This window comes from Sulfitobacter indolifex (assembly GCF_022788655.1).
GTDB classification, from domain to species: Bacteria; Pseudomonadota; Alphaproteobacteria; order Rhodobacterales; family Rhodobacteraceae; genus Sulfitobacter; species Sulfitobacter indolifex.
Genome location: NZ_CP084952.1, coordinates 177035 through 202817 on the forward strand (window position 1 = coordinate 177035; position 25783 = coordinate 202817).

General features: G+C 57.5%; 20 protein-coding genes. 11 read left to right on the top strand and 9 right to left on the bottom strand.

Going from position 1 to position 25783, the window contains the following annotated elements; all coding sequences use genetic code 11:
- Nucleotides 1-36 precede the first annotated feature (36 nt).
- Nucleotides 37-1950 (bottom strand): DUF4214 domain-containing protein, encoded by a 1914-nt coding sequence (locus tag DSM14862_RS16865; RefSeq protein ID WP_243254408.1) that lies wholly within the window; start codon nt 1948-1950, stop codon nt 37-39.
- 374 nt (nt 1951-2324) lie between these two features.
- Nucleotides 2325-4244: a DUF4214 domain-containing protein gene (locus DSM14862_RS16875; protein WP_243254409.1), complete on the bottom strand. Its 1920-nt coding sequence runs from the start codon at nt 4242-4244 to the stop codon at nt 2325-2327.
- A gap of 227 nt (nt 4245-4471) precedes the next feature.
- Here DSM14862_RS16875 and DSM14862_RS16880 point away from each other — a divergent pair, with 227 nt between their 5' ends.
- A complete protein-coding gene (locus DSM14862_RS16880; RefSeq protein ID WP_007120942.1) occupies nt 4472-4780 on the top strand; it encodes a helix-turn-helix domain-containing protein in 309 nt (102 codons plus the stop codon).
- Here the strand turns inward: DSM14862_RS16880 and DSM14862_RS16885 are convergent.
- The 5 genes from DSM14862_RS16885 to DSM14862_RS16905 form a co-directional block, all read right to left on the bottom strand.
- The gene (locus DSM14862_RS16885; protein ID WP_007120943.1) at nt 4777-6099 is read right to left on the bottom strand and encodes a glycosyltransferase family protein; all 1323 of its coding nucleotides are present in this window, start codon (nt 6097-6099) and stop codon (nt 4777-4779) included. The genes DSM14862_RS16880 and DSM14862_RS16885 overlap by 4 nt on opposite strands.
- Nucleotides 6099-8477: a glycosyltransferase gene (locus DSM14862_RS16890; RefSeq protein WP_007120944.1), complete on the bottom strand. Its 2379-nt coding sequence runs from the start codon at nt 8475-8477 to the stop codon at nt 6099-6101. Before DSM14862_RS16890 ends, DSM14862_RS16885 begins: the two co-directional genes overlap by 1 nt.
- Nucleotide 8478: 1 nt before the next feature.
- On the bottom strand, nt 8479-9483 hold the full coding sequence (locus DSM14862_RS16895; protein WP_113075756.1) for a class I SAM-dependent methyltransferase: 1005 nt from the start codon (nt 9481-9483) through the stop codon (nt 8479-8481).
- 56 nt (nt 9484-9539) lie between these two features.
- The gene (locus tag DSM14862_RS16900; protein ID WP_007120946.1) at nt 9540-10868 is read right to left on the bottom strand and encodes an HlyD family type I secretion periplasmic adaptor subunit; all 1329 of its coding nucleotides are present in this window, start codon (nt 10866-10868) and stop codon (nt 9540-9542) included.
- 107 nt (nt 10869-10975) lie between these two features.
- Complete coding sequence (locus tag DSM14862_RS16905; protein ID WP_243254410.1) at nt 10976-12760, bottom strand: type I secretion system permease/ATPase; 1785 nt, start codon at nt 12758-12760, stop codon at nt 10976-10978.
- 228 nt (nt 12761-12988) lie between these two features.
- Here DSM14862_RS16905 and DSM14862_RS16910 point away from each other — a divergent pair, with 228 nt between their 5' ends.
- From DSM14862_RS16910 to DSM14862_RS16935, 6 genes are all read left to right on the top strand, one after another.
- Complete coding sequence (locus DSM14862_RS16910) at nt 12989-13252, top strand: type II toxin-antitoxin system ParD family antitoxin (protein ID WP_040701899.1); 264 nt, start codon at nt 12989-12991, stop codon at nt 13250-13252.
- A gap of 2 nt (nt 13253-13254) precedes the next feature.
- Nucleotides 13255-13548, top strand: a complete 294-nt coding sequence (locus tag DSM14862_RS16915; protein WP_040701901.1) for a type II toxin-antitoxin system RelE/ParE family toxin — start codon at nt 13255-13257, stop codon at nt 13546-13548.
- Between the two features lie 195 nt (nt 13549-13743).
- Nucleotides 13744-15807 carry an oxidoreductase gene (locus tag DSM14862_RS16920; protein WP_243254412.1) on the top strand — a complete coding sequence of 688 codons (2064 nt, stop codon included), beginning with the start codon at nt 13744-13746 and terminating at the stop codon, nt 15805-15807.
- Between the two features lie 101 nt (nt 15808-15908).
- Nucleotides 15909-16265, top strand: a complete 357-nt coding sequence (locus tag DSM14862_RS16925; RefSeq protein ID WP_007120953.1) for a LysR family transcriptional regulator — start codon at nt 15909-15911, stop codon at nt 16263-16265.
- Nucleotides 16217-16837: a LysR substrate-binding domain-containing protein gene (locus DSM14862_RS16930; protein WP_243254414.1), complete on the top strand. Its 621-nt coding sequence runs from the start codon at nt 16217-16219 to the stop codon at nt 16835-16837. Before DSM14862_RS16925 ends, DSM14862_RS16930 begins: the two co-directional genes overlap by 49 nt.
- 125 nt (nt 16838-16962) lie before the next feature.
- Entirely contained in the window at nt 16963-17817 is an 855-nt protein-coding gene (locus DSM14862_RS16935; RefSeq protein WP_007120955.1) for a DUF481 domain-containing protein, read from the top strand.
- A gap of 204 nt (nt 17818-18021) precedes the next feature.
- Here DSM14862_RS16935 and DSM14862_RS16940 read toward each other — a convergent pair whose 3' ends face one another.
- Nucleotides 18022-18801 carry an ion channel gene (locus DSM14862_RS16940; RefSeq protein WP_040701906.1) on the bottom strand — a complete coding sequence of 260 codons (780 nt, stop codon included), beginning with the start codon at nt 18799-18801 and terminating at the stop codon, nt 18022-18024.
- 197 nt (nt 18802-18998) lie between these two features.
- Here DSM14862_RS16940 and DSM14862_RS16945 point away from each other — a divergent pair, with 197 nt between their 5' ends.
- The gene (locus tag DSM14862_RS16945) at nt 18999-21356 is read left to right on the top strand and encodes a penicillin acylase family protein (protein ID WP_243254415.1); all 2358 of its coding nucleotides are present in this window, start codon (nt 18999-19001) and stop codon (nt 21354-21356) included.
- Between the two features lie 4 nt (nt 21357-21360).
- Here the strand turns inward: DSM14862_RS16945 and DSM14862_RS16950 are convergent, their stop codons facing one another.
- Nucleotides 21361-22137 (bottom strand): IclR family transcriptional regulator, encoded by a 777-nt coding sequence (locus tag DSM14862_RS16950; protein ID WP_007120958.1) that lies wholly within the window; start codon nt 22135-22137, stop codon nt 21361-21363.
- Nucleotides 22138-22311: 174 nt separating this feature from the next.
- Here DSM14862_RS16950 and DSM14862_RS16955 point away from each other — a divergent pair, with 174 nt between their 5' ends.
- Genes DSM14862_RS16955 through DSM14862_RS16965 form a run of 3 tightly spaced genes read left to right on the top strand, consistent with a single transcriptional unit; the run spans nt 22312 to nt 25780 of the window.
- Nucleotides 22312-23292 (top strand): ABC transporter permease, encoded by a 981-nt coding sequence (locus tag DSM14862_RS16955; protein ID WP_279625051.1) that lies wholly within the window; start codon nt 22312-22314, stop codon nt 23290-23292.
- Nucleotides 23289-24131: an ABC transporter permease gene (locus tag DSM14862_RS16960; RefSeq protein ID WP_007120960.1), complete on the top strand. Its 843-nt coding sequence runs from the start codon at nt 23289-23291 to the stop codon at nt 24129-24131. The genes DSM14862_RS16955 and DSM14862_RS16960 overlap by 4 nt, the downstream gene beginning before the upstream one ends.
- The gene (locus DSM14862_RS16965; RefSeq protein WP_007120961.1) at nt 24128-25780 is read left to right on the top strand and encodes an ABC transporter ATP-binding protein; all 1653 of its coding nucleotides are present in this window, start codon (nt 24128-24130) and stop codon (nt 25778-25780) included. Before DSM14862_RS16960 ends, DSM14862_RS16965 begins: the two co-directional genes overlap by 4 nt.
- Nucleotides 25781-25783 lie beyond the last annotated feature (3 nt).

Consider the following 25783-nt stretch of genomic DNA (forward strand, 5'->3'; position numbering starts at 1 on the left):
GGACCCTAATTGTTTAATCAGTCTCCTAAGAGCTGATTAGATCAAGTTGCTGGAGTCGAAGTTCTCGACAGAGAAGCCAGCCAGTTTGACAAGGCCGTCAAGAGCATCGAAAGTATCGACAGCAGAAGTGCCGGCAGCGTTATCTTGATAGATATAGGCATCGCCTCCGAAGTCGAACCCATATGTGCCGCCGCCCAAGTTCAGACCTGCGATATTCTCAAGTGCATCAAACAGGTTATCTTCGGCTGCAATATTGGCCCGCTGAGTGTTCGAGAGCACGTCCAGGGTAGTACCACTGAGGTCAAGAACATCCTCATCGCCATTAAAGTCGGCGAAGGTGATCAGGCTGTCCATGAAGTCACCTTCCGCACCATCAACAATGTTCTGCAGATTGCCAATTTTCAGCGTGTCGTTGCCGGCGCCACCGTTGACAGTCACTGCAACGGCAGTCGAGCCCGCGCTGGTGTCAGAGAGTGTTAGTACGTCATTACCGGCGCCGCCAGATACTGCAAAGGTATCAGCACTAAGATCCTCAAGGTCAGCAATCGTCAGCACATCTTGGCCTGAACCACCAGTGATGGTTTCGAGAGCAAAATTGTTATCACCCGCCGGATTAGGAAGGGAATACGTGATGCCACCGGTTGAACCGGACGCGTCAACTGTTTCCAGTTCCAGACCATTGGAGCCAAACACATTAAGAGTTGCGTTGCCTTCCAGCGAAAGGTTCAGAGCCGTTACGGAATCAGCGCCAAAGCCGTCGTTATTTAGACCCACATTGAGAATGGCAGCAGCAGCGTCGATCGAGCCCGCAACGTTCACAGTCTCGATGTCGTCACCCGCAATGTCCAAAAAGCTATTAGTGACAACGTTGTCGAGAGCAACTGTGGCAGTTGTTGCGCCATCTTCGTAGGTGATGGTGTCAGCAAACTGAACGGCTGTATCGCGGAAGCCAGCAGCCTGACCTTCTTCAAGGTTCTCGATCGCACCGGCGTCGTCGATCTGCCAAATTTGCTTAGCGCCAGCAAATACGGATGCATCAACAGCTGTAGCCGAAGTGAGGGTATTGTCACGGAAAAGATTGATGGTTTCGATGTTTTTGATTGACACGCCGCCTGGAACGTCGAGGTCGCCTTGAACGACCATGTCCAGCGTGTCTTTGCCTGCACCACCGTCGAGCTTATCAAAAACGGTCAGTGTAGCGTCAATAGCACCATCGTCTACAGCTTGGAATGTATCCGCATCGGCTGTACCGACAAGGTTATCTGCAGCTGCAGTGAGCGTGAGGGTTTGGCCCACAGTGCCTGGCACGGTGCCATCGGCTACGAATGCATCTGTTGCAGCTTTTGCGGCGTCTACAGTTGCTTGGTCTTCTGTCACGCCGTTGACGGCAGCAACAGCTGCGGCTTTGGCTGCGGCGTCAAATTTAAAGCCAGCAACGTTGCCTGTTTCCAGAGCAAAATCCAAACCAACTTCGACTTTGTTGTCCAGAACGGATTTGTCGAATGTACCGGCGGCTGCATCGTCACGTGCGCCCATGATGATCGCTTCGATCATGTCGGCCACGGAAACGCTACCGTCTTCGAGAACGCCAGTCCAGAATTCTAGACCTTCATCGTCAGGTGCGCGGCCGAACAGGTTTGCGTAGATGTTTGTAATGAACGCGGCAGGCGAAGAGACGTCTGGCGTGGTCAAGTAAGGGTACAGCGCCACGGCTTCAGCGGAAGCTGCGAAGTCAGCTGCGATTGTGTTGAACTCACGACCGTTGTCGATTTGGTCAATCCAGAACTGAAGACCTGCTGGATCAGGAGCGCGGTCAAAGTACCCTACATAAAGGGCTGTAATCGCATTGATTTGCGTAGAAGTTGCCATGTTTGTAATTCCTGCGTTGTGAAGATTCACGATTTTCTTTTCACGAGCGACCGCGCGGCAAAAATCTTCCAAATAAGGCATTGTCGCCAGATCGCGGAATGATCGCTAAGAGGGAACTAGCAAATTATCCATCACCGGGCAAGTTTTATGTCCAGTGAAAAGTATACCGACTTTTCACTGGATGATATTATAAAAGCGGGCAGGCAAACGGGGCAACCAAGTTTACGTCACCAATTTATTGTTGTGGCTCAACTTTAGTCAGCTCTTCTTGCAAAGCCCGCGCATAGGCATTCCGGGCTGTTTGAGCGATAGCTTTTTGTTGATCAAGTCGCTTCAGTTCAACATCTACAGCACGAATGTTGCCAAGTTGGCTCCTGGCTTCATCCGACGGGAAAAGGCCCCGCCATCATAAGATAGCGGGGCCCTTATTTTTTAATCAGTCTCCTAGGAGATGATTAGATCAGGTTGCTGGAGTCGAAGTTCTCGACAGAGAAGCCAGCCAGCTTAACGAGGCCGTCACCAGCTTGGACAAGATCAGGAGTCGTGTCAGTACCGTTATCGGAATAGATGTAAGCATCGCCACCGAAGTCGAACGCAACTGTGGTACCGCTGGTGGTCTTACCGGCGGCCATTGTAAGCGCGTCAAACAGATTGTCCTCAGCAGCGATATTCGCCCGATCAGTGTTTGAAAGTACGGCAAGACTACCATTAAGATCAAGAACATCCTCATCGCCATTGAAGTCAGCAAACGTGATCAGGCTGTCCATGAAGCTAGCTTCCGACGCGTCGGTGATGTTAGCAAGAGTGTTGGTAAATGCCAGCGTGTCGTTGCCAGCGCCACCGGTAATATTAACGGCGACCGCTGTTGCTGTACCACCAGTCCCAGTAGTGTCAGTAATGGTGATAAGGTCATTTCCGGCACCACCAGAAATTTCCACAGTCTCTGCTTCAAAGGAAAGCAGATTGTCGAGTGTCAGGTCATCATTACCCGAGCCACCAACTACGGAAGAAAGAGCGGCGTAACCGTCATTCCCCGAATTGAAGATGGAGGCTGTGATGCCGCCGGTCGAGCCGGATGCGTCGATAGTTTCCAGCGTGGAAAGTGCGTTGTTGCCGATCACGGTAACATCTGTATCGTTTTCAAGCGCCAAGACAACGTCAGTAACGGCGTCAGCGCCGGAACCAGGGTTGCCAATGTTAACAGTGATTTTCGCTGCAACACTATTGTCCACAGTGCCGGAGACGGTGACTGTTTCCAAGTCTTTACCAACAACATCCAGTTGACCATTAGTTGCAATGTTGTCGAGAGCAACTGTCGCAGCTGTCGCGCCAGCTTTGTAGGTGACCATACCGTTCAACGCAGTATCGCGGAAGCCAGCAGCCTGGCCGTCTACGAGATTATTGATCGCACTTGCATTGTCGATCTGCCAAATTTGCTTAGCGCCAACAAAGGTAGCAGCATTAACAGCTGTAGCCGGAGTGAGGGTAGCGTCACGGAAAAGATTGACAGTTTCGATGTTTTTGATCGACACGCCGCCTGGAGTGATAAGGTCGCCAGTAACGATCATGTCCAGAGTGTCTTCGCCAGCGCCACCGTCGAGCTTATCGAAAACGGTCAGCGTGTCGGCCGCACCAGCACCTACGACAGCTTGGAATGTATCCACGTCAGCTGTACCGACAAGGTTATCGGCAGCTGCAGTGAGCGTGAGGGTTTGGCCCACAGTGCCTGGGACGGTGCCATCGGCTACGAATGCATCTGTTGCAGCTTTTGCGGCGTCTACAGTTGCTTGGTCTTCTGTCACGCCGTTGACGGCAGCAACAGCTGCGGCTTTGGCTGCGGCGTCAAATTTAAAGCCAGCAACGTTGCCCGTTTCCAGAGCAAAATCCAAACCAACTTCGACTTTGTTGTCCAGAACGGATTTGTCGAATGTACCGGCGGCTGCATCGTCACGAGCGCCCATGATGATCGCTTCGATCATGTCGGCCACGGAAACGCTACCGTCTTCCAGAACGCCAGTCCAGAATTCCAGGCCTTCATCGTCAGGTGTGCGGCCGAACAGGTTCGCGTAGATGTTTGTAATGAACGCGGCAGGCGAAGAAACGGCTGGCGTGGTCAAGTAGGGGTACAGCGCCACGGCTTCAGCGGAAGCTGCGAAGTCAGCTGCAATTGTGTTGAACTCACGACCGTTGTCGATTTGGTCAATCCAGAACTGAAGACCTGCTGGATCAGGAGCGCGGTCAAAGTACCCTACATAAAGGGCTGTAATCGCATTGATTTGCGTAGAAGTTGCCATGTTTGTAATTCCTGCGTTGTGAAGATTCACGATTTTCTTTTCACGAGCGACCGCGCGGCAAAAATCTTCCAAATAAGGCATTGTCGCCAGATCGCGGAATGATCGCTAAGAGCGAACTAGCAAATTACCGGTCATCGAGCAAGCTATATGTCCAGTAAAAAGTATACCAACTTCTTTCATATGATGTTATGGATACAGATAGGCATAGAACCGCCCAAAAATAACACCGGCAGCTCTTACTTCAGCTGCAGCAAACCTGGCTGGGCCCCCTATATAAGTGGGGCTTCGCCGCGAACCGGAAGCTTCGTATGGCACACGACAAAATCACCCCCGCCGTCTCGCGCGATAAAAACGCCCGTGCAGAGTTGGGAAGCTGGCTGAGGGCACTGCGCGAAACGCAGGGCTTATCGCAGCGCCAACTCGCAGACGTTCTTGACTTAGATTACTACACCTTTATCTCGCAACTTGAGACCGGCCGCGGCAAAATTCCAAGCGCGCGGTACCGCGATTGGGCAAAAGCCCTTGAGCAAGAACCCAAAGCCTTTATGAGAATTCTGCTGAGGTATTATGAGCCAGAAGCCTATGGGATGCTGTTTGGCGATGCAGAACACGTCTAAAGGTCCGTTCTGACAGGCGCGGAAAGCGCCTCAAGACGCTTTTGCAAACTTGGATGCAAGTCATGTGCTGTTTGCTGCTCAGACCTCAACCGCAAGGCCAGGTCCCGGCCGGCATTCAGAGCGGTCTCTTTAGCCAAAGAGACGATGCCTTGCGCATAGGAAGCAGGGGCATGATGCGCCTCGAAATAGGCCCGGCCTGCGGCACCAATCTCGTCCCCCGCGCGGCGATCAGCGGCAAGTCTCAAAAAGAGCACGTACAGTTGAGCGGCTTCATCGTCCACATCTACAAAAGAGACCACGTCTTCAGGCAATCCCGCATACCAGCCTTCCCGGGTGACGGCCGATGGCGCCCCCGCATTCCAGATGCGCAGCTGGCTGCCAGAGGCTTCCCCCATGCTGGGATGGCGCAGGTTCAACACCAGATGGGCCTGGCGCAGCGCATCGTCCAAGACCGGCTCTGGGACAAACCCATGCAAATGTACCCGGCCGGCCAGGTTTAACTGGGTCAGCTTGTCATATATGACATCCGGGTTCCAAATCTTGCCCATCACGTCCAGCCGGTAGTCAAAATCCTCCGGCATCTGGGCCAAAGCATCCAAAACTTGCTCAAGCCGCCGGTTGGGGCCGATCCAGCCGAATTGCAAAAGCCGCACCGGGCCGCTTGAAGCCCGGCGCTGCGAGGGCGGGGGGCCTATTTCGAAGGGCAAGGGCAACACTTGGCAGGGCAAGTGAGGCAACCGTTCTTGCACCGCATTCGACGCAAACTGAGTATGTGTTAGCACGCCAAGCGCCTTGTCCAACACCAACTCGAAGCCCGGCAATTGGGCAGATATGACAGACCCTTTTTCTTCTCGTTGCAAGCAGGCTTGGCCTTTGCGCCAGCCTTCTGCTCCATACCACTTTTCCATCCCAGCCAAGTAGCTTGGCGCATCCCATTCGTATTGCTCGACGGCTTCGATCATCAATTCCTGAATCGCGAGATCATGTAAGACCACAAGGGTGGGGATGCGTTGCGCGAGGCGCAAAAAACCCGCATGGAAGACCCAAGAGTTCCCGATGTGCAGAAAGAGAACCTCTGGTCCTGTTCCGCAGCTGGCTGCGGCAAAGTCTCTCGGCAAAACCGTATCCGGGTCAAACTGCTTGACCACACAATACCGCTCCAAGGACAGATCCCATTCCTGCGCATCAGTCCACAGAACAACTTCCGCCTTAGCGCTGAGCGCTGGCAGGACGCGTGCGGTGTAATGTGCAATATCGGTTTCAGCCGGGGGAAGGGGGCTGATCCAGTGAATTGTGGGGCGAGGCTCTGCGCTGGTCATCAAAGGGCTCGTTTGACTAAGGCCAAAAAGCTGGCCTCAGAACAAGGCAGCTCCAGTGTGTTGGCCCGTCCCGTGCCAGTAAAAGCACCAACACCCGTCTGAAAAAGATGCAACCGCAGCGTACCAGGGCCCGCCATATCGGGATCCCGGCGGAAGCTGAATGTGGTCTCCGCTCCCGGTGCCACGGCTTCGCTCAGCGGCAGAATGACATTGGTATGAACGAGATAATCCTCACCATTGATCCATTCAGCCAAAAGGGCGGTCGCTTGGTTGCCCGCAGCGGGCCACCATCCTGAAGAGGTATTGTGCGCGGTGACCTGCGTGAGGCCGGTCTCGGCCTCATCCTTGGTCAAAACCAGTTTGCCCGACAGCCGCGCAGGATCACCATGATAAAGGCCAGCGGGCGGGGCGCTCGGTGCCCTTGCTTTCCGCCCGACAAAGACGATCGTTTCTCCGCGCAGATGCAAGTCGTCCTCACGAGCAATCATGAGGGCCGCAGTCGCCGGGTCCACGTGGTCATCGTAGACATCAGATGTCCCTAGGTAGTGGGTTTCAAAGCCGGCACCATGGGCGAGAGCTTCTACCTCATGTGGGGTGTATTCGCGGTTGTGCCGTCCGTAGACCCCCCCGGTGGGGACAAAAAGACCAAAAGAGTAGGGGGACTCACGATCAAGGATTTTTCGCACACCGCGGTGGCTACCGACATTGGGCGTGGTCAGAATGATATGCCCACCGGGTCGCAGCACGCGGGCCGCTTGGGACAGGAAGAAATGCGGGTCCAGAGCGAGATGCTCAAAGATCTCCATGCCCAGCACCATGTCGAACTCTGCGTCCCCATAGGGCATGACATCGCGCTCGATGTTGGCGGGGCGCAACTCGATATCAAAATCAGGGTAGGCTGGGTTCAGGCTTTTGACTGACTGCGCATAGGGATTTGGTCCTTCCCAGACCCCGCTCATTTTGACGTCCTCGAGCGCGTTGACGACCATGGCCTCAAAGGCCAGAGGTGGGAAGACCCCAACATCCAGAATATCGCGCGGGGCACAGTCTACGATATGGTGCAAAGTGGTCAGGTAACGCGTCCAATGCGAGCCCAGATATTTTGCCAATCCAGGCTCAACCGGCGCGGGACCCTCACCATTTTCTTGGGGCATGGTGTCAAAGGCATAGGCCTCCAACACGTCGGTGATAGAGGCAAAAGGCAAGGCCGGCGCGGGCGGCGGAGCCACGGCGGCCTGTACACGGGCCACTGCTTCTTCGGCCGGGGTGGCCGCGGCTTTCGCTTCAAGGGCCGCGATTTGCGCGGGTCCCGGGGCCGGTTTGGCCGTCTCCCCGGTCAGTGTTTCCACCACATGCTCCCAGGAGATGTTCAGACTATGATAGCGCTCGAGCCCGGCCTGGCCCATGGTTTCGGCCAAGGCTGCATCTTCATAAAGCGTGATGAAAGCCTTTGAGAGCGCCTCCGCATCGGGCGAGGTGATCAATCCTTCTTGTTCGTGAGAAATGAACTCTAGCGGGCCACCGGCGTCGGTGGTGGTGATCACCGGCTTGCCCGAGAGCATGGCCTCCAACGTGATATAGCCCAGATCTTCATCTTGCGGCGTAAAGACGACGCCACGGGCCTGGGCATAGTGGCGGATCATCGTGTCATTATCGATGCCGCCCAGCCAATCGACGCGCCCCGAAATCCCCAAAGCCGCAGCCAGGCTGCGTAAGTCGTCCAGATAGGCAGGGTTCTCTGGCACGCCGGCGATGACCAAGCGCATTGGTCCAGGCGTCATGGCCAATGCGCGCAGCATCAGATCGACCCGCTTGGAGGGGTTCAGACGTCCCGGCGCGAAGAGATAGTCACCAAACGCGCCTTGAGTCATCCGGTCTGCGAGCGGTGGGGGGTGATACAAAGGCGTAGAGGGTAGACCAAGGTAAGTCTCCAGCCGTCCGGCGACATTTTTCGAGTTCGCATAAATGGGGCGCGTGCTGCGTGCGAACGCCGCGCGGTCTTCCGCCCGGATCATATCGCGTGCCATCATCCCATCGGGGCTGTCCAGCAAGTCCGACGTGCCAGCATTCCACATGTCGTAGGCTTGCCGATGCTGGTGGATCAACCAAAAGACCGGATTTGGATGCCGCGCGAGATAGGCAGGGAATTTAAGCCCGATCATCATGTCGATGGGCACCCCTTCAGATTCTGACAGGTCCACCAGCCGTGCTGATAGGATGCTATCGGTCAAGGTCTCAACGGGGTACCACTTGAAGGGCAGGGCGATTTCGCAAGCCTCATGACCATAGTGCCGCAGGGCGCTCACCAAGCCAGCGGCATGGCGCTCTGCACCGCCGGTGACGAAGGGGACTTGGGTCCGAACAACACCAACCCGCATCTTAAGTCTCCCGAAGGGGTTTGTGCCCCAAGATGGCCAGATCCTGGGCGCCAAACATCAGATTGGCTAGGTCGGGGTCAAACCCTGGCTTTGCCATAAACTCAGCAAGCCTCTCATGAGGGTGCAGATGGCGCGTTTCGATGGGCTGAAACCCGATCGTTTCAAACAGGACATTCAGCACCGGATCGGTCATAGGACGCAGGTGCGTGGGATCGTTGTGAAAGGAGGTCGATCCTACCAGAACGTTGCGTGTATTGGGGGTTTCGAACAAGAGTACCCCGCCTGGGGCCAGCACGCGCATGGCTTCCCGGGTAATCCAGAGAACCTCTTCAAAAGGCAGATGCTCGATCAGATGGTGCGCGGTAATACAGGCTAAAGAATCGTCTTTGGCCTCGGTGAGCGCGCTGCGGGCGTCCCCGTAACGCGCATCCAGTCCTTCGCTCTGCACGTCTTCAATTTGCACAGGGTTGGTATCAATGCCAATGGCGGTGATGCCTACATCATTTAGCAGGCCAAGCCATTCCCCGCGGCCGCAGCCGATGTCCATAACAGGTTTGCCGCCGGTGCGGATAACCGCGCTCTCAACATCGGGCAGATAGACGCGCAACCTGTTTCGGATGTCGGATGTGGTGCCGCGGTATTTGTTTTCCAGCCGGTGATAGAAACTGTCCATGACGGCCCCGAGCCCCCCCGCGTCCTTGGCGGCCGGGTCCGGCGGTGGGGGCTGTGTTTGCGTCCCTTGGGATGCGAGCAAAACCTGATCCAAGCGCCGGGAGAGTCCGACAAAATTGCGCGCGAGCTCTGCATTGCGGGCCATTAGAACCTGGGTCTCGCCCTGAACCATTTGTTTGATTCCATTTCTCAGCTGGCGCTCGCGGGTTTCCAAAGCATTGAAGCGCTCCTCGGTGGCTCGCATGTTGCGGTGCGCTTCTTTGGCCAAGCGCTCTGTGCGCCCGAGCTTGAAAAACGCAGCTATGTAGTCGCCAAAACGCTTGACCTTGCTCACATTATCTCCCATCGGATCTTCGGATTTTTCACCATGCCTACAGTCTATATAGGTGTCTACTCTTCGCGCAAACTTTTGAAAATTGCTTCGGACAGAGGGTCTAGCATGTACTGCAATACGGTCCTCTCACCTGTCAGGATCACCACATCTGCCGGCATGCCTGCGGTCAAACCCTCACGGATCTCATCCGTGAGATTTTCGTCCGGTACTTTGATGCGTGCGAGGTAATAGGGCGCCTCATTGGGGTCCTGGGTGGTCACCACATCTGTTGAGATCGATAGAACCTCGCCCAACACCACCTTTGACAGGCGGGCTTTGAAGGCCGAAAACCGCACTTCGGTTTCAAGCCCGGGGCGTACGTTATCCACATCCACGGGCGCGATCTTCGCATCAATAAGAAGCGTCTCATCGCTGGGGACGATCTCCATCAGGATTTCGCCAGAACGGATCACGGAGCCGCGGGTGGTGACGGCGAGGCTTTGCACCTTGCCAGTCGTGGGGGCCAGAATGGTTGTGCGCCGCATCTGATCGGCGGCTACAGTTAACTTTTCATTGATCTCGGAAAGCTCAGAGCGCGCGGTTTTAAGCTCGCTGTTGGCGCGTTCGCTATATTCTTGCTTGAGCTTAAGAATATTGAGCTGCGCCTCTCCAGCTGCAGCTTTTACTTGGGCGATATCGGACATGGCTGTCCCAATGCTGGCCTCGATCTGGATCACCTCATCTTGCATTTCAGAGAGGCGGTTGCTTTCGATCACGCCGCGCTCTTCGCCCGTGCGCATCCGCTCAAAGAGTTCGTTGCGCAGGGTATGACGTCTTTCCACGGCGGCGAGCTGGACTTCGTAGCCTTCCGCTTGACTGTTCAACTGCTCTGCACGGAACTCGAGGATTTCAGTTTGCGACAAAAAGATTGATCGGCGATCTTCAAAGATGTTGCGTTGGGCTTGCACCGCACTTTTCACGTAGGGGTCTTCAGCGTTGAGCAGGTCAGGGGAAAACTCAATCTCTTCATCAAAGGCCTGCTCTGCGACCAACCGGGCAATCAAGGCTTCCGAGGCGGCACGGCGCTGCTCGAGCACCCTTATTTCCGAGTTGATCTGGATGTTGTCGAGCACGAGCAGGGGGTCGCCTTGCTCCACGAAAGCAGCCTCGCGCACCAAGATATCTTGAACGATACCGCCCTCAAGGTGCTGAACAACTTTGCGGTCGCTTTCCAGCGACACCACCCCAGGCGCCACAACAGCGCTGGCGATGATCGCAAAATAAGCCCAGGTGCCCAGGATGCCGAAGGTAATGAACAAGATAACATACCCTGCGAAGGAGTACTTTCGCGGGTTTGCCATCTTTTTCAGTTGGCCCGCAATCAGGGCTGATTGTGCTGTTGCCACGATTGAATCCTAAATCTCTGGTGGTTTTATGAATGAGAGCTGTTTTGTCATTTTGACAAGGATCGGACCAGCGCCACATGTGGGCCTCGGTCAGATCCTGCCAAAGTTTACAGCTTGGCCGTGGACAGCGACAACGTCTGGGGCTGCTGCTGCGGCTTTTGTTGTTGAGGTTGCAACAGCTCCTTTGTGGCCACAAACCGCTGAACCGTTCCTTCTCTCAGGATCAAGGTGAAGTCGGTGGCACTCAGAATATTCGCCTTATGGGTCACTAGGACAATCGTCTTACCGTCACTCTTCAATTGGGTGAGGCAACGTGCCAAGGCTTCTTCGCCTTCACTGTCCAGGTTCGCATTGGGCTCATCAAGCACCACCAGAGAGGGGTTGCCGAAAAGCGCCCGGGCCAATCCAACCCGCTGCCGTTGACCGCCAGACAAACGGCCGCCGCCGCTTCCAATTTGGGTGGCATAGCCGTCGTTCAGCCCGGAAATCATTTCGTGGGCCCCGGCAAGCTTGGCGGCTGCGATAATGTCGTCGTCGGTGGCATCGTCCATAAAGCGGGAAATGTTCTCGGCGACGGTGCCCGCGAACAGTTTTACGTCCTGCGGCAGATAGCCGATGGTTTTGCCAAGCTGATTACGGTCCCAATGGGAAAGCTCCACCTGATCGAGGCGGATCGCGCCATTGATCGGGTCGCCCACACCAACTAGGTGACGCGCAAGCGTAGACTTTCCCGACCCACTGGGGCCAATAAGAGCCAATGTCTTTCCGGCTGGCAGATCAAAACTGACGCCCCGGAGGATCGTATCGCGGGTGCCAGGGACAACAGTCGTGACACCTTCGGCGCTGAGATGCCCTTTAGGCTGGGGCTGTTGAAGACGCGTAGGCTCTTCTGCAACAGCTTCAAAGAGCTTTTTCAGGCGTGCATTAGATTGGCGTGCTGCAACAAATTCTTTCCACTGTCCGACGGCCTGCTCAACTGGAGCCAGAGCACGGCCCATCACGATCGAGGCCGCGATCATGACGCCTGCGGAGATCTCCCCTTTCATGGCGAGATAGGCACCCGTGCCGAGGATCGCGACCTGAAGGGCCATTCTGACGAATTTTGAGCTCGACATGACAGCACCGGCCCAGTCACTGGCGGTTGCTTGCGAGACGAGCATGCCATTACGCTTGACCTGCCAACGTTGCGCCAAAGCGTCTTGCATCCCCATTGCACGAATGACTTCCGCATTCTGCATCGTGGCCCCGGCAAATTCGGACGCTTGCTGGCCCTCGTTGTTGGCCGACTGCAGCGCATTGCGGGTCAAATATTCGTTGAGAAGCGCCAAGGTGAAGATGACGACCGTACCGCCCGTGGCCACCCATCCCAACCAGGGATGGAAAGCAAAGCAGAGCGCAAGAAAGATCGGGGTCCAGGGCACATCAAAAAAGGCCAACACACCTTGTCCGGTAATAAAGCTGCGGACTTTATCTGCATCTCCCAGAGCGGTGCGCGCGCCACCGTTAGGATTGACCAGCTGCATCCGTGCCACGCGGTCAAACAGGGGCCGTGAGAGGATGCTGTCAAACTGCAAACCTGCCCGTACCAGCATACGCGAGCGGACAAACTCTAGCGTGCCATAGGTGATGAGAAGGGCCACTGCGACTATCGTGATCACCGCGAGCGTCATCTCGTTTCGGCTGGAAAGCACCCGATCATAGATCTGGAGCATATAAAGAGGACCTACGAACATCAGCAAATTCACAAAGAAGCTGAACAGGATCGTCGCCCCGAAAATGGCACGAAACTTCTGGTAGGCCTGCTGGAGCGGGTTACTGGCACTCATTGGGTAAATATCTTTCACAGCCAAATATGGTCGTTTTGCTATAAACGCTTTTTTACTGAAGGTCACGCCTAGTATACGCAGGCCCAGTTACTAGGAAAGGCTTCAATGTTTCGGTGGCAGATCGTCTACAATGTCGTTTACGAATTCCATGGCAACCGCTCCTTTTTGGAACATGCGCGCAGATGGCCTCGCGACCAAAATAGAATCCGTGACGAACCAAGTGATCATGATCGGACTCGACATTGCGCGCATCAAAAGTATGCTTATGTATGACGTATCTCGAAAGGACATGCCGTGCCTTCAGCTGAACGAATGACAATTACAATGCCAACAGATATGGCAGAGGCACTGCGCCAGACCGTAGCTAGTGGCGAGTATGCCTCAACCAGTGAAGTTGTACGCGAGGCGTTGCGCGATTGGACACGCAGCCGCAATGCCGAGCTGCGCGATCTTGAGGTCTTACGGAACGCGATCAAAGCTGGGCTGGACAGCGGACCGGGTATTCCGGCCGACCAGGTGTTTGCTGAGCTGCGTGCGCGTTACGCCGACAAGTCCTGATCGTGGCAAACGTCGTTATCCTGCCCGCTGCACGGGCAGACCTCATGGACATTGGCGACTTCATCGCGCTCGACAATCGCCCTCGCGCCGCATCTTTCGTGGCCGAGATCGAGGCGAAGATTGTTGAGGTAGGCGAGCGCCCCGGCAGCTTCCAGAAGCGCGACGATCTGCACAAAGGGCTGCGTCACGCGCGGCATGGGCGTTACCTGATATTCTTCATCAAGGTAGATGAGGAAGTGCAGATCGTGCGGGTGATAGAAGGGTCGCGAGATCTGCCGCGTTTGTTTGAGCTTTAGATTACGAGACCAGTGATAGTCGTTCAAAAACGGTTCTCTGTTTGCGGCTCTGTTGAGCGGGATTGCGATATATCCGTCCGGGGTCATGGTTCTCTCCGAGGCCACGATCATCGTTTTTGTCCGCTTTCGGCTTTCCACCTGTTCCAATAGGCTCAAGCTGAATCCACTTCACCTGGCCCAATTCAAGGACCCACTATGCGTGATCCGCGTTACGATATTCTTTTTAAGCCTCTCAAGATTGGTCCTGTCACTACCCGCAACCGGTTTTACCAAGTGCCCCATTGCACGGGTATGGGGCATCGATACCCAAAAGCAGAGGCGCGTCTGCGCGGGGTGAAAGCGGAAGGCGGATGGGGTGTGGTGTCCACGCAAGAGGCTGAAATACATGCAAGCTCAGACCTAACCCCTGCAAATGAAGCGCGGATTTGGGGGGCGCAGGACATTCCAGCCCTGCGCCTCGTGACAGATGCAGTTCACGCACATGGCAGCCTGGCAGCGATCCAGCTGGTTCATAATGGACTTCACACAGCAAACCGCTACAGCCGAATTGCCCCCCTTGCGCCATCTGCAGCCGCCGTCGCAAGTGATGACCCGGTCCAGGCCCGGGCCATGGACAAGACCGACATCGCAGCCTTTCGCAAATGGCATGTGGACGCCGCGCTGCGGGCAAAAGAGGCGGGGTTTGATATCATCTACGCCTATGCGGGCCACGATATGACCTTGCTGCAACATTTTCTGCTGGCGCGCCACAACCACCGTACAGATGAATATGGCGGCTCATTTGCAAACCGTCTGCGGTTGTTCCGAGAAGTGATTGAGGACACGAAAGAAGCTGTGGGTCAGACTTGCGCCGTCGCCGTGCGCTTGGCGGTTGATGAACTGATGGGCCGCGACGGCTTGCAGCACGATGGGGAGGCGCATGACATTATCGAGGCTTTGGCCGAAGAGCCTGATATTTGGGATGTGAACCTGTCTGGGTGGTCAAACGACAGCCAGACCGCACGGTTCTCCGACGAAGGGTTTCAGGAGCATTACACAGGCTTTGTGAAATCGGTCACCACAAAGCCTGTCGTGGGCGTGGGTCGCTATACATCGCCCGACACCATGGCGCGGGTGATCAAAAGCGGTCATCTGGACCTGATTGGCGCCGCGCGCCCTTCCATTGCTGATCCATTCCTGCCGAGCAAGATCGAGGCTGGGGAGATCGAGGCAATCCGGGAGTGCATTGGGTGCAACATTTGCGTGATGGGCGACAACACCAGCGTGCCGATGCGGTGCACCCAAAACCCAACCCTCGGTGAGGAATGGCGGCGCGGCTGGCATCCCGAATTTATCCCGTCTCTTTCGCACCCTGACCCCTACCTAATCGTCGGCGGGGGTCCCGCCGGGCTGGAGGCGGCGCGCGCCTTGGTTCAACGGGGCGCAGAGGTCACTCTGTCCGAGGCAGGGACCGCGTGGGGAGGGCGTGTCACTTTAGAAAGTGCCTTGCCTGGTCTTGCAACATGGGCTCGTGTTCGAGATTGGCGGCTCTGGCAGCTAAACCAAGCGCCGAATGTCGAAATGTACCTTAACAGCCCGCTTCAAGCATCTGATATTCTTGAGTTCGGCATGCCTCATGTCGCCCTTGCCACAGGGTCAACATGGCGGGCAGATGGGGTGGGTCGCGTGCATCGTCGCCCACTTGGGTTTCTGGATCCGGACCGCGTGTTGACGCCAGATGACATCATGGCCAAAGGCGCATCGGCCGTCACAGATAAGGGTCCCGTTGTCGTCTTTGATGATGACCGTTTTTACATGGCAAGCGTTCTAGCTGAACTCTTGGCGACCGCAGGGCGCGATGTTGTGTTCGTCACACCGGCGCCCGTCGTATCGCCCTGGTCGGAAACCACTTTGGAGCAGGACCGCATCCAGCGTCGCCTGATCGAAAAGCAAGTGCGCATCATCCCCCTGCACAGCCTTGCCGACATGTCCCCGGAGACGCTGACACTCAGTTGTGTTTACACGGGAGACACTCAAGAGATTGCCTGCAGCACAGTGGTCACTGTCACAACCCGGCGCCCCAACGATGCTCTCTGGGAAGACCTTCTTGCAGCCAAAGAGCAATGGGACGACGCTGGTATTCGCTCGGTAAGGCGAATTGGTGACTGTTACGCTCCAAGCCTCATCGCAGGGGCAGTTCAGTCGGGTCATACCTATGCTCGGCATGCCGGGCTTGAGGAAGAACCAGAGCCCCTACGGGAAGATTTTGGACACGTGTAAAAGACCATCAGCCCTTAAAGGCCTAATTCGGTAACGCTTCCGAGGTCTTTCAATAGTACATAAGAAGGAGAATGAAGGTGCCCAATGGAGGTGGTTGAACGATGGACATCACCCTGATTAAAACGTTTATCGAAGTTGCGAATACCGGATCGTTTGTCGCTGCGCGCGACAGGCTTTTTGTCACGCAATCCGCGATCAGCCTGCGCATTCAGCGCCTAGAAGGCAGCCTGGGGCATCAACTCTTCACCCGCTCGAAGGCCGGAGCTGTGCTCACCGCCGAAGGCCAGCAGTTTGAGCCCTACGCCCTCAGCCTTTTGAAGGTCTGGGAAGAAGCCCGGCAAAAAATTCAGTTCCTCATGGCTATGAGCGTGCGCTTAGCATCGGCGCACAATATTCGCTCTGGCCGGGTTTGGGGTTTCGCTGGCTCGATGCCCTACAGGTCGAGATGCCGCAATTAAGCGTACATGCGGAAATGGGCATGCCGGACCGCATAACGCGGTTTCTAGTCGAGGGCGTCGTGCAGGCCGCATTGCTTTACACACCGCAACTGCGACCGGGGTTGATCGTAGAGCCCGCCTTAGACGATGAACTGATCCTTGTGGCCTCCTATCCGGACGCAAGCTTGGAAAAGCTGTCGGGGTATGTCTCCGTGAACTGGGGGCCTGAATTCACCCACGCGCTTGCACTCGCACTCCCGCATTTGACGGATTCAGGCCGCTCCATGGCCTTGGGGGCCCTCACGATGGAATATGTGGTCAACCGGCGGTCAGTTGCATTCCTGCCCGCCCGGTCGGTAAGGCGGCATCTGGACGATGGAAAACTCTATATTGTGGCAGATGCGCCACGGTTCGCTTACCCGTCTTGGGTGGTCTGGCGTGAAGATTTGGATGAGGACCTGGCCGTGCTGGCGCACAAGACGTTAAAGACCGTTGTACAGAAGGCTGAAAAATCTCAAGAAACTCTCGTGGGCGATTTGGGGGTCATGGCGGACTACGAGGCGGCCTCGGAGGGCGAAGCCAAAGATGAGTAATAGTCGCTTTATCTATAATTCATTCGAATTATCCTCGCGATCTACGAAGCATTAAATCTTATCCAGCAGAGATGCTTTCGGACCAGCCACGGTTCGGATCACTTCTTTTGGGGAAGGATTGACCCATGAACATGTTCGCCAAATTTGCCACCGTTTCGACACTGGCGCTGATCGTCGCTGCCCCGGCTTCAGCCCAAAGCACCCTAACAGGGGTAACCGAACTCAATGATCAAATCGACGACATCACCACAGAGGTAGAGCGCGACCAACGTCGTGGTGAAGACGCAGACCGCTTTGGCTCGAATGGTGTGGCACAAGGCTGGCGCGGCTCTTTTGCCCTGACGGCCTCTGGCACTTCTGGCAACACCGACAATGGTGAGCTGGCTGGTGCAGGCCGCCTGACCTACGGGATTGGCGACTGGAACCACCTTATTGGCTTCGCAGTCGAATACGGCGAAGCAAACGGCACGAAGAACGAAGAGAAGTTCTTTGGTACCTATGAGGCCAGCCGCTACTTCACGCCAGAGTTCTACATGTTCGGCATTGGTCGCTTCCAATATGACGGCCTGCTGACAGATAATTCCGGTGCGATCTTGCCCGGCTCGGAAACCGATGCGTTCTTGGGCTTCGGTCCAGGCTACCGTGTCCTGAGCGAGCCGAACCACACATGGCGTGTCCAGGCAGGCCCCGGCGCGCGTTACTACAAAGATGCGGCTGGCGTATCTGACACCGAAGTCGGCTTCATCGTATCTTCGCGTTACTTCTATGCGCTCACCGATACGGTCTCTTTCACCAACGACACTGATGTTCTTGGGTCCGACACCAATACGATTGTGTCGAACGACGCGGGCGTCAATTTCAAGGTGTCCAACAACCTGTCGACCCGTCTAAGCTACCGCACAGACTATAACACAGATCCCACAGCCGGTTTGAAATCGACCGACAACACCATTGGCGTTTCGCTTGTGATGGGGTTTTAAGGACGAACGGACCCCTTGGGTGGGATTTTACCTCGTGCCACCCAAGGGCCATCAGAACAGGGAATGGGAGATCCATTCCCTGTTTTTGTTTTACGCTCTTTTTGACGGCCCGATGGTTTAAGCGACCAGCTCAACAGCGTGGACGGACCACCCGTAGCGAAGATATGTGCCAAGATCCCAATCTGTAGAGCCGTGCGGGCGCGGTCATGTTGCGGTCTCTCCCTCAGTCTCGATCTTCAAGGGTTCGCCGCAATGTTTGCAGTGAATTGCGTCTGTCTCATGCCGGTTCAGGCCACATTCAGGACATTTGTATTTGATCTTGGAAGGCTGGAAGATGGCGCGCGCCAATTGCACAAAAAGCGCGACCCCCACGACCATGATAAATACCGATAAGAGCTTGCCGCTGGTCGTTGTCATGGTGATGTCACCAAAGCCAGTCGTCGTCAGCGTCGCCACCGTAAAATAGAGCGCGTCCACATATCCCGCGACACCTGTCTCTCCCTCAAAGGCCAGCACAAAGACCAATGACGTGGTCACGAAGATGAAGACGAACAAATTGACGGCTGCGAGGATGGCATCCTCATGGCGCCGAAAGAACAGACTGTCGCGCCGCAAATCGCGGAGCAGATGATAAGCGTGGATCAGCCGCAGCCCCCTCAAGACGCGGAGGAAGGCAAAGTTCCCAGGAATAAAGGGGGCGAGCAGCAAAGACAGCGTCACGACCAAATCCGCAAGCGTATAGATGCGTGTTAGTTCCCGGCGCAGGTTGTTCGAAATCCAGAGCCGGGCCGCAAGGTCCAACGCAATGAGCAGGCCGAGCGCTGTGTTCACGGCGGTCATCGTCGGCGTTGCGGGTAGGGCGGCTGTCGCAATGAAATAAAGGATGGTCAGCGCATCAAAAATGATCAGCCCATAGCGAAACCGTCGGGCGCGCTGGCTTTGCCCGGTATAGAGCAGCCGGATTGTGCGGTGAAGTTCTTCCATCTGCGCAACCTGCCACAGCTTTGTGGCCGGCGCTATGCGCGGGCGCGCTTGGGCAAGCATCAATGACCCCGCTCCGTTACGGGCTCCCCTTTAGTCAGATAAAATTTAACACCACGACCGTATCGCTGAGCAATTTTTCTGGGTTGAAATTCTATTAATTTCTTTGCAGCGTGAAGGTCCAGTCAGTGGAGAATGCGATGCAAAATCGATCTGCCGCCCCCGAACCGTCGATTCTACACGTGCCGGGACTTACCGCCGAGGCCAGCATCGCGGTGGATCGATGGGGCGTGCCGCATATCCGGGCCGAATCCGAGCCGGATCTATTTTTTGTCCAAGGCTTTAACGCGGCCCGAGATCGCCTCTGGCAGATCGACCTTTGGCGCAAGCGCGGGCTGGGCCTGTTGGCGGCCGATTTCGGACCGGGCTACCTTGAGCAGGACCGCGCCGCGCGGCTGTTTCTCTATCGCGGAGATATGGCGCCAGAATGGGCCGCCTACGCGCCGGATGCTGAGGCCATTTGCACAGCATTCGCCACCGGCGTGAATGCCTATATTGTCGCGGCTCAAGCCGGGCGGATGCCGATGCCGCCGGAATTCGCGCTGATGGGCACGCAGCCAATGCCCTGGAGTCCCGAGGACGTGGTGCGCATCCGTAGTCATTGCCTGACCCGCAACGCATTGAACGAGGTGTTGCGCGCCCGCACATTGGCGGAGGCTGGCCCCGAGGCCGACCGAATGCGCGCTGAGCTTGTGCCGCCGGTCGAAGCGGTGTTCGACCCTGAAGTGCCGCCCGAAGCGATCCCGCTAGAGACAATTGAAGATTTCAAGTTGGCTACTGCGTCCGTCACTTTCAGCCATGACCGGCTGAATGCAACGCTGGACGAGGCACCGCGCTGGCGCACGCTGAACACACTGGGCGAGGTCGTGGCCGAGGCCGAAAGCCAGGGCTCGAACAACTGGGCGGTCTCCGGTGCACGCACCGCCACCGGACGTCCGGTGATGGGTACCGACCCGCATCGGACCCACGCGCTGCCTTCATTGCGATATATCGTGCATCTCAGTGCGCCGGGGCTTGATGTGATCGGTGCCGGCGAGCCCTCCGTGCCGGGTATCTCGCTGGGTCATAACGGGCACAGCGCGTTCTCTTTAACCATTTTTGGCGCCGATCAGGAGGACATGCTGGTCTATCGCCGCGACCCAGAGGCAGCCAATCGCTATGCCTACGGAGATGGCAAAGAAGAGGTGCAGGAGGTCTCCGAGCGTTTCGCCGTGCGCGGCTACCCAGATCAGACAAAGCGGCTGCGCTTTACCCGGCACGGCCCTGTGGTGCACGAGACGCCCGAGCGCTTGTTTGCCATCCGCACGGTCTGGAGCGATCCCGGCGCCGCGCCCTACATGGCGAGCTTGTCGGTGATGCGCGCGAAGAGCTGGGACAGCTACCGCGTCGCGCTGAAAGGGTGGGGCACGCCATCGATTAATCATGTCTATGCCGACGTGACCGGCGATATCGGATGGCAAACCGTGGGCACCACGCCCCGGCGCGAGGGTTGGAACGGGCTGCTACCGGTGCCGGGCGACGGACGCTACGAATGGCAGGGCAAACTGTCGCTCGACGAGCTGCCGCATGTGCTGAACCCGGCACGCGGATTCGTTGCTACCGCCAACGAAATGAACTTGCCAGATGGCTGGGATGCGGCCGCAGCGGCGGTGGGCTACGAATGGGTGGACCGCAGCCGGGCCGATCGGATCCACGCTGTCTTGGACGATCAGACTGAGCATGACATCGCCGACTCTTGCGCGCTTCAGACCGATCTGCACAGCGCGGCGGCGGTGCGGATGCAGAGGGTGTTGGCTGGGCTCGTCATGGACGGCGATGCGGCAGATGCGGCGGCACATCTGGCGGTGTGGGATGCACGAGTCACGGCTGACTCGTCTCAGGCACTTTTTTTTGAATACTGGGTAACGAGGCATCTCAAGCCTGCGCTCTTCACGGCACTGATCGGGCCCGGCGTCTCGATCGAGCTGCTCTGGCCCGGCTCAATCCAGTCGGTTCTCGATTTGGTCGAGCGACCCGAACATTGGTTTGCCAAGGATGCGGAGGAGACCCGTGACGCGATCTTGCGCGACAGTTTGACCGCCGCTTGGGCCGACTCAAAAACGCGATTTGGCGCCGATGTTGCGAGCTGGCACTGGGGTGCGATTCACCGCCTGCCGCTTCCCCACGCGCTTGAGGCAGTGAATGCGCCGGCCGAATGGTCGGTCGGCCCGTTCGAGATCGGCGGCAGCGGTTCGACACCGGCCTATGCCAACTACCGGATCGGCGATTTTACCACCATCACCGGCCCCTCGGTACGGATTGTGATGGATGTGGGCGCATGGGACAATTCGGTATTTATCAACCTGCCGGGGCAGTCCGGAATGCCCGGAAATCCGCATTTTGCGGATCTCGCGGATGACTGGCAGCGGGGCAACTATCACCCCCTACTTTATAGTCGGGGGGCAGTGGACGCGGCTACCGAAATTGTGCTGCGCCTCTTGCCGGGAGACGCGCCGTGATGCCTCAGAGCGCCTTGGCTGCAGCAATTGCGTGCGGCGCGAACCGGCGGCGGAATTCCTGCTCACCCCACTCGGCAAGAGAGCCGGCGATATGGATCGCTCCCAGCGGGTGTCCCCGATGATCCACGATCGATGCCGAAAGGACGATCTCTCCGATCAACGTTTCCTCGAGCGCGCAGGCATAGCCGTCGGTGCGGGCCTCACGGACCTTCTCCATGATCGCGATGGGATCGGTAATTGTGCGTGCGGTCAGTGGTATACGATCGGACCTCTCAATCAACGTGCGGGCGCGGTCCTCATTCAAGCGGGCCAGGCAGGCGCGCCCGCCCGAGGTGCAGAAGGTTGGAATACGCCGCCCGGCCAGCGTCGCATAGAATGTCTCGCGCTTACTTTGCAGCCGCATGGCGTAGATGATGGTTTCATTGTCGAACAAGCTGAGATCCACTCGTTCACGCGCGGTTGCGCGCAGTTGGGACAGCACCGGCGCGGCACGCTCGATCAGAGAGTTTGTGCGCAGGTAATCGAAAGACCGGTCCAGCACAGCCTTGCCCGGCAACAACCCGGCATTGTTGGGCGCGTGCTCAAGATAGCCAAGCGCCAGAAGAGTCTGCGCCACCCGTTGCGTCGCGCTTTTGTCTATGCCGGCGGCCTGTGCCAACTCGCGCAGGGACAACGGGCGGGGTTGGTCGCCGAAGACTTCAAGCACCTTAAACGCACGCGCAACCGAGCGCAAAAAAAGGCGACTATCGACCTCATTAGTAGCATCTGTGTTCACGGACATCTCCTTATTTCGCAATCTCCCCGGCGACAATTGACGGGTGAGAAATTTAACTCTAACGTATATATCAACACGACCGTATTGCAATGCAATACGGTTATAGCTTAGAAATGTGGAATTTTTCGTGATACAGTCTCGGCTTTTCAAAGGCGCGGATTCACCATTGGTGGCTTGGTCGTGAGCAGGCTGCTTCTTTCAATCGTGCTGCGCCTAGCCAAGGCTGTAGCGGTGATCTTGGCCATCGTGCTGCTGAACTTCATCCTTATCCGGCTGGCGCCAGGCGATCCGGCCAGTGTCATGGCCGGGCAAGCTGGCGCCGCGGACGAAAAGTTCATGCTGCAATTACGGTCACAGTTCGGGCTGGACCAGCCGCTGCCGGTGCAGGCGTGGGACTATATTGCGGGCATCTTTCAAGGAGACCTGGGCTATTCCTATCGCCAGGGCACGGCAGTGTCCGAACTGATCCTCGATCGGTTGCCGGCGACGTTACTGCTGACTGGAACCGCCTTTGCCATCGCCTTGCTTGGCGGGATCGCGATGGGCAGCCTCGCGGGGCTGAACGCCGGACGACCGATTGATTTCGTGATCTCAGTGGTCTCGCTAATCTTTTACGCTACGCCGCTGTTCTGGGTTGGGCTGATGTCAATCCTACTGTTCTCGGTTTATCTGGACTGGTTGCCAGCTTTCGGCATGACGCAGGTAGGGAGCCGCCTGACCAGCTGGGCCTATTTTCTTGACGTGGCCCGCCACCTGGTTCTGCCAGCAACTACGCTGGGTCTATTCTACATGGCGGTCTATGCCCGCATGACCCGCGCCTCGATTCTTGAGGTGCGCGATCAGGACTTCGTGCGCACCGCACGGGCGATGGGCTTGCCCCGCCGGCGCATAGTGCGCAGCCACATCCTGCGCAATGCGCTCTTGCCGATTATCACGCTCGCGGGGATTCAAGCCGGGCAGTTGGTGGGTGGGGCGATATTGACCGAAACTGTGTTCGGCTGGCCCGGCATTGGGCGGCTGGCCTTTGACGCGCTTTTGCAGCGCGACTACCAGGTTCTGCTTGGGGTGTTCTTCGTCACCTCGATCATGGTCGTCGCCTTCAACATTATCACCGATCTTCTCTACCGCGTCATCGATCCCCGGATTGGAGCCGAAGTATGACCCTGACCCTGCGCCGCTTGGCAACCGACCCCAAGGCTCTGATCGGCTTTACCATTCTGTTAATGGCAACGCTGGCAGCCATCTTCGCGCCGGTGCTGTTTCCGCGCGACCCTTGGATGATGGTCACACGTCCCTTCGTTCCACCGTTCGAGAACCCGCAGGTTTGGCTGGGTACAGATATGCTGGGACGTGACATCCTCGCGGGGCTTGCCTATGGCGCGCGGATGTCGCTGATCGTGGGGTTGTTCTCGACCGTAGCGGCGGTCAGCATCGGCGTCGTAATCGGCGCGATTTCGGGTTATTTCGCAGGCTGGGTGGATGACGTGCTGATGCGGATCACCGAGTTCTTCCAGACCATCCCGACCTTCGTCTTTGCGCTGCTGATGGTCGCGATTCTCGAGCCGTCGGTTACCTCGATCATTATAGCTATTTGCGTCGTTAGCTGGCCGCCCGTGGCCCGCTTGGTCCGTTCTGAATTTGCCAGCCTGCGCAGCCGCGACTTCGTGCGGGCGGCAACTGTACTGGGTGAAAGCCACACGCGCATCATCGTGTCGCAAATCCTGCCCAACACCCTCTCCCCGGTGATCGCGATGGCATCACTGATGGTGGCCACAGCGATCCTGACCGAGGCGGCAATCAGCTTCCTTGGTCTGGGCGCCCCCAACCGGATGAGTTGGGGCTATATGATTGGGGCTTCGCGGACAGTGATCCGCCAGGCTTGGTGGATGAGCTTCTTTCCCGGCGTCGTGATCCTGCTAGTGGTGCTGGCCCTCAATCTCGTGGGAGAGGCGCTGAACGATGCGTTCAACCCGCGTCTGGCCCGGAAGGGACGCCAATGACCGCCCCGCTGCTGAGCGTCGAGAAGCTGACCGTCGCGTTGCCGCAAGGGGGCGAGCGGGCCTTTGCTGTGCAGGATGTCAACCTGACCCTCGAACGGGGGGAAGTGCTGTGCATCGTGGGCGAGAGCGGGTCGGGCAAGTCGATCACCGCCTCAGCGATGATGAACCTGCTGCCCTCAGACTTGCTGACCATCCGGTCGGGGCGCATAGATTTCCAGGGCACCGACCTGTTGTCCCTGTCCGAGCGGCGGATGCGCGACATTCGCGGCAACCGGATATCGATGATCTTCCAAGAGCCCATGACCTCGCTGAACCCGGTGGCCCGGATCGGCGATCAGCTTGCGCAGGTGCTCGAGGCCCATGGCGTGGCCGCGCGCGACCGCCCCACTCGGGTGATGGAACTGGTGCGCGCGGTGGGCCTACCCGACCCCGAGGGTATCGTGAAACGATATCCGTTCCGCCTGTCGGGCGGTCAACGGCAGCGGGTGATGATCGCGATGGCGCTGGCGATGGAGCCCGACATCCTGATCGCGGACGAACCCACCACCGCGCTCGACGTGACCACTCAAGCGCAGATCCTGCGGCTGATCCGCGCGTTGCAACGTGATCGGGGCATGGGTGTGCTGTTTATCACCCATGATTTCGGAGTGGTGGCCGACATTGCCGACCGAGTGGCGGTGATGCAGAACGGCGAAGTGGTCGAACAAGGTCCGATCGACCGGGTTCTGAATGCCCCTGCGCATCCCTATACCCGCAAGCTGATCGCCGCCGTGCCGCGCTTTCGTGAAACCGCCGCCGCCGCGCGTGGCGAGACGCCGCTATTGTCGGTGCGAGATCTGACCAAGATCTACCGTTCGGGCGGTCCGATCCGCGGTGTCAAGGAAGTGCGCGCCGTCGATGGCGTCAGCTTCGACATCCGCCGTGGCGAAACGCTGGGGCTGGTGGGCGAAAGCGGTTCGGGAAAATCGACCATCGGCCAGTGCCTGATGCGCATCGCCTCGGTCGAGGGCGGGGAGATCCGCTTCGACGGGCGCGACATCTCGCATGTGCGCGGCGCCGATCTTCTGGCCTATCGCGCGCGGGCGCAGATGGTGTTCCAGGATCCGTTCGCCTCGCTCAACCCGCGGCATCGGATTGGCCGGTCGATCTTGTCGGGCCCGCTAGCCCACGGGGTTCCCCACTGCAAGGCCCAGGCTCGCATGGCCCGGCTCTTGGAACGCGTCGGACTGAACGCCGCCGCGGCCGAGCGCTACCCGCATGAATTCTCGGGCGGCCAGCGCCAGCGCATCGGCATTGCCCGGGCGCTGGCGGTCGAGCCCGACCTGCTGATCGCCGACGAGGCGGTGTCGGCATTGGACGTGAGCGTGCAGGCCCAGGTTCTCGACCTGCTGCGCGAGATCCGCGACGAGTTCGATCTGGCGATGCTGTTCATCACTCATGACCTGCGCGTCGCTTCGAATATCTGCGATCGGGTGGTTGTATTGCATCGCGGCCGCATCGTCGAACAGGGCCCCGTGACCCAGGTATTTTCGTCCCCGGGGGATGATTACACCAAGGAACTTCTGGGCGCTGTGCCGGGCCGGTCCTGGCACGGCGACCCGCAGCAAGGGGCCGCGGAGATCGGCCCTACTCATACCAGCAAGGAGTAACAC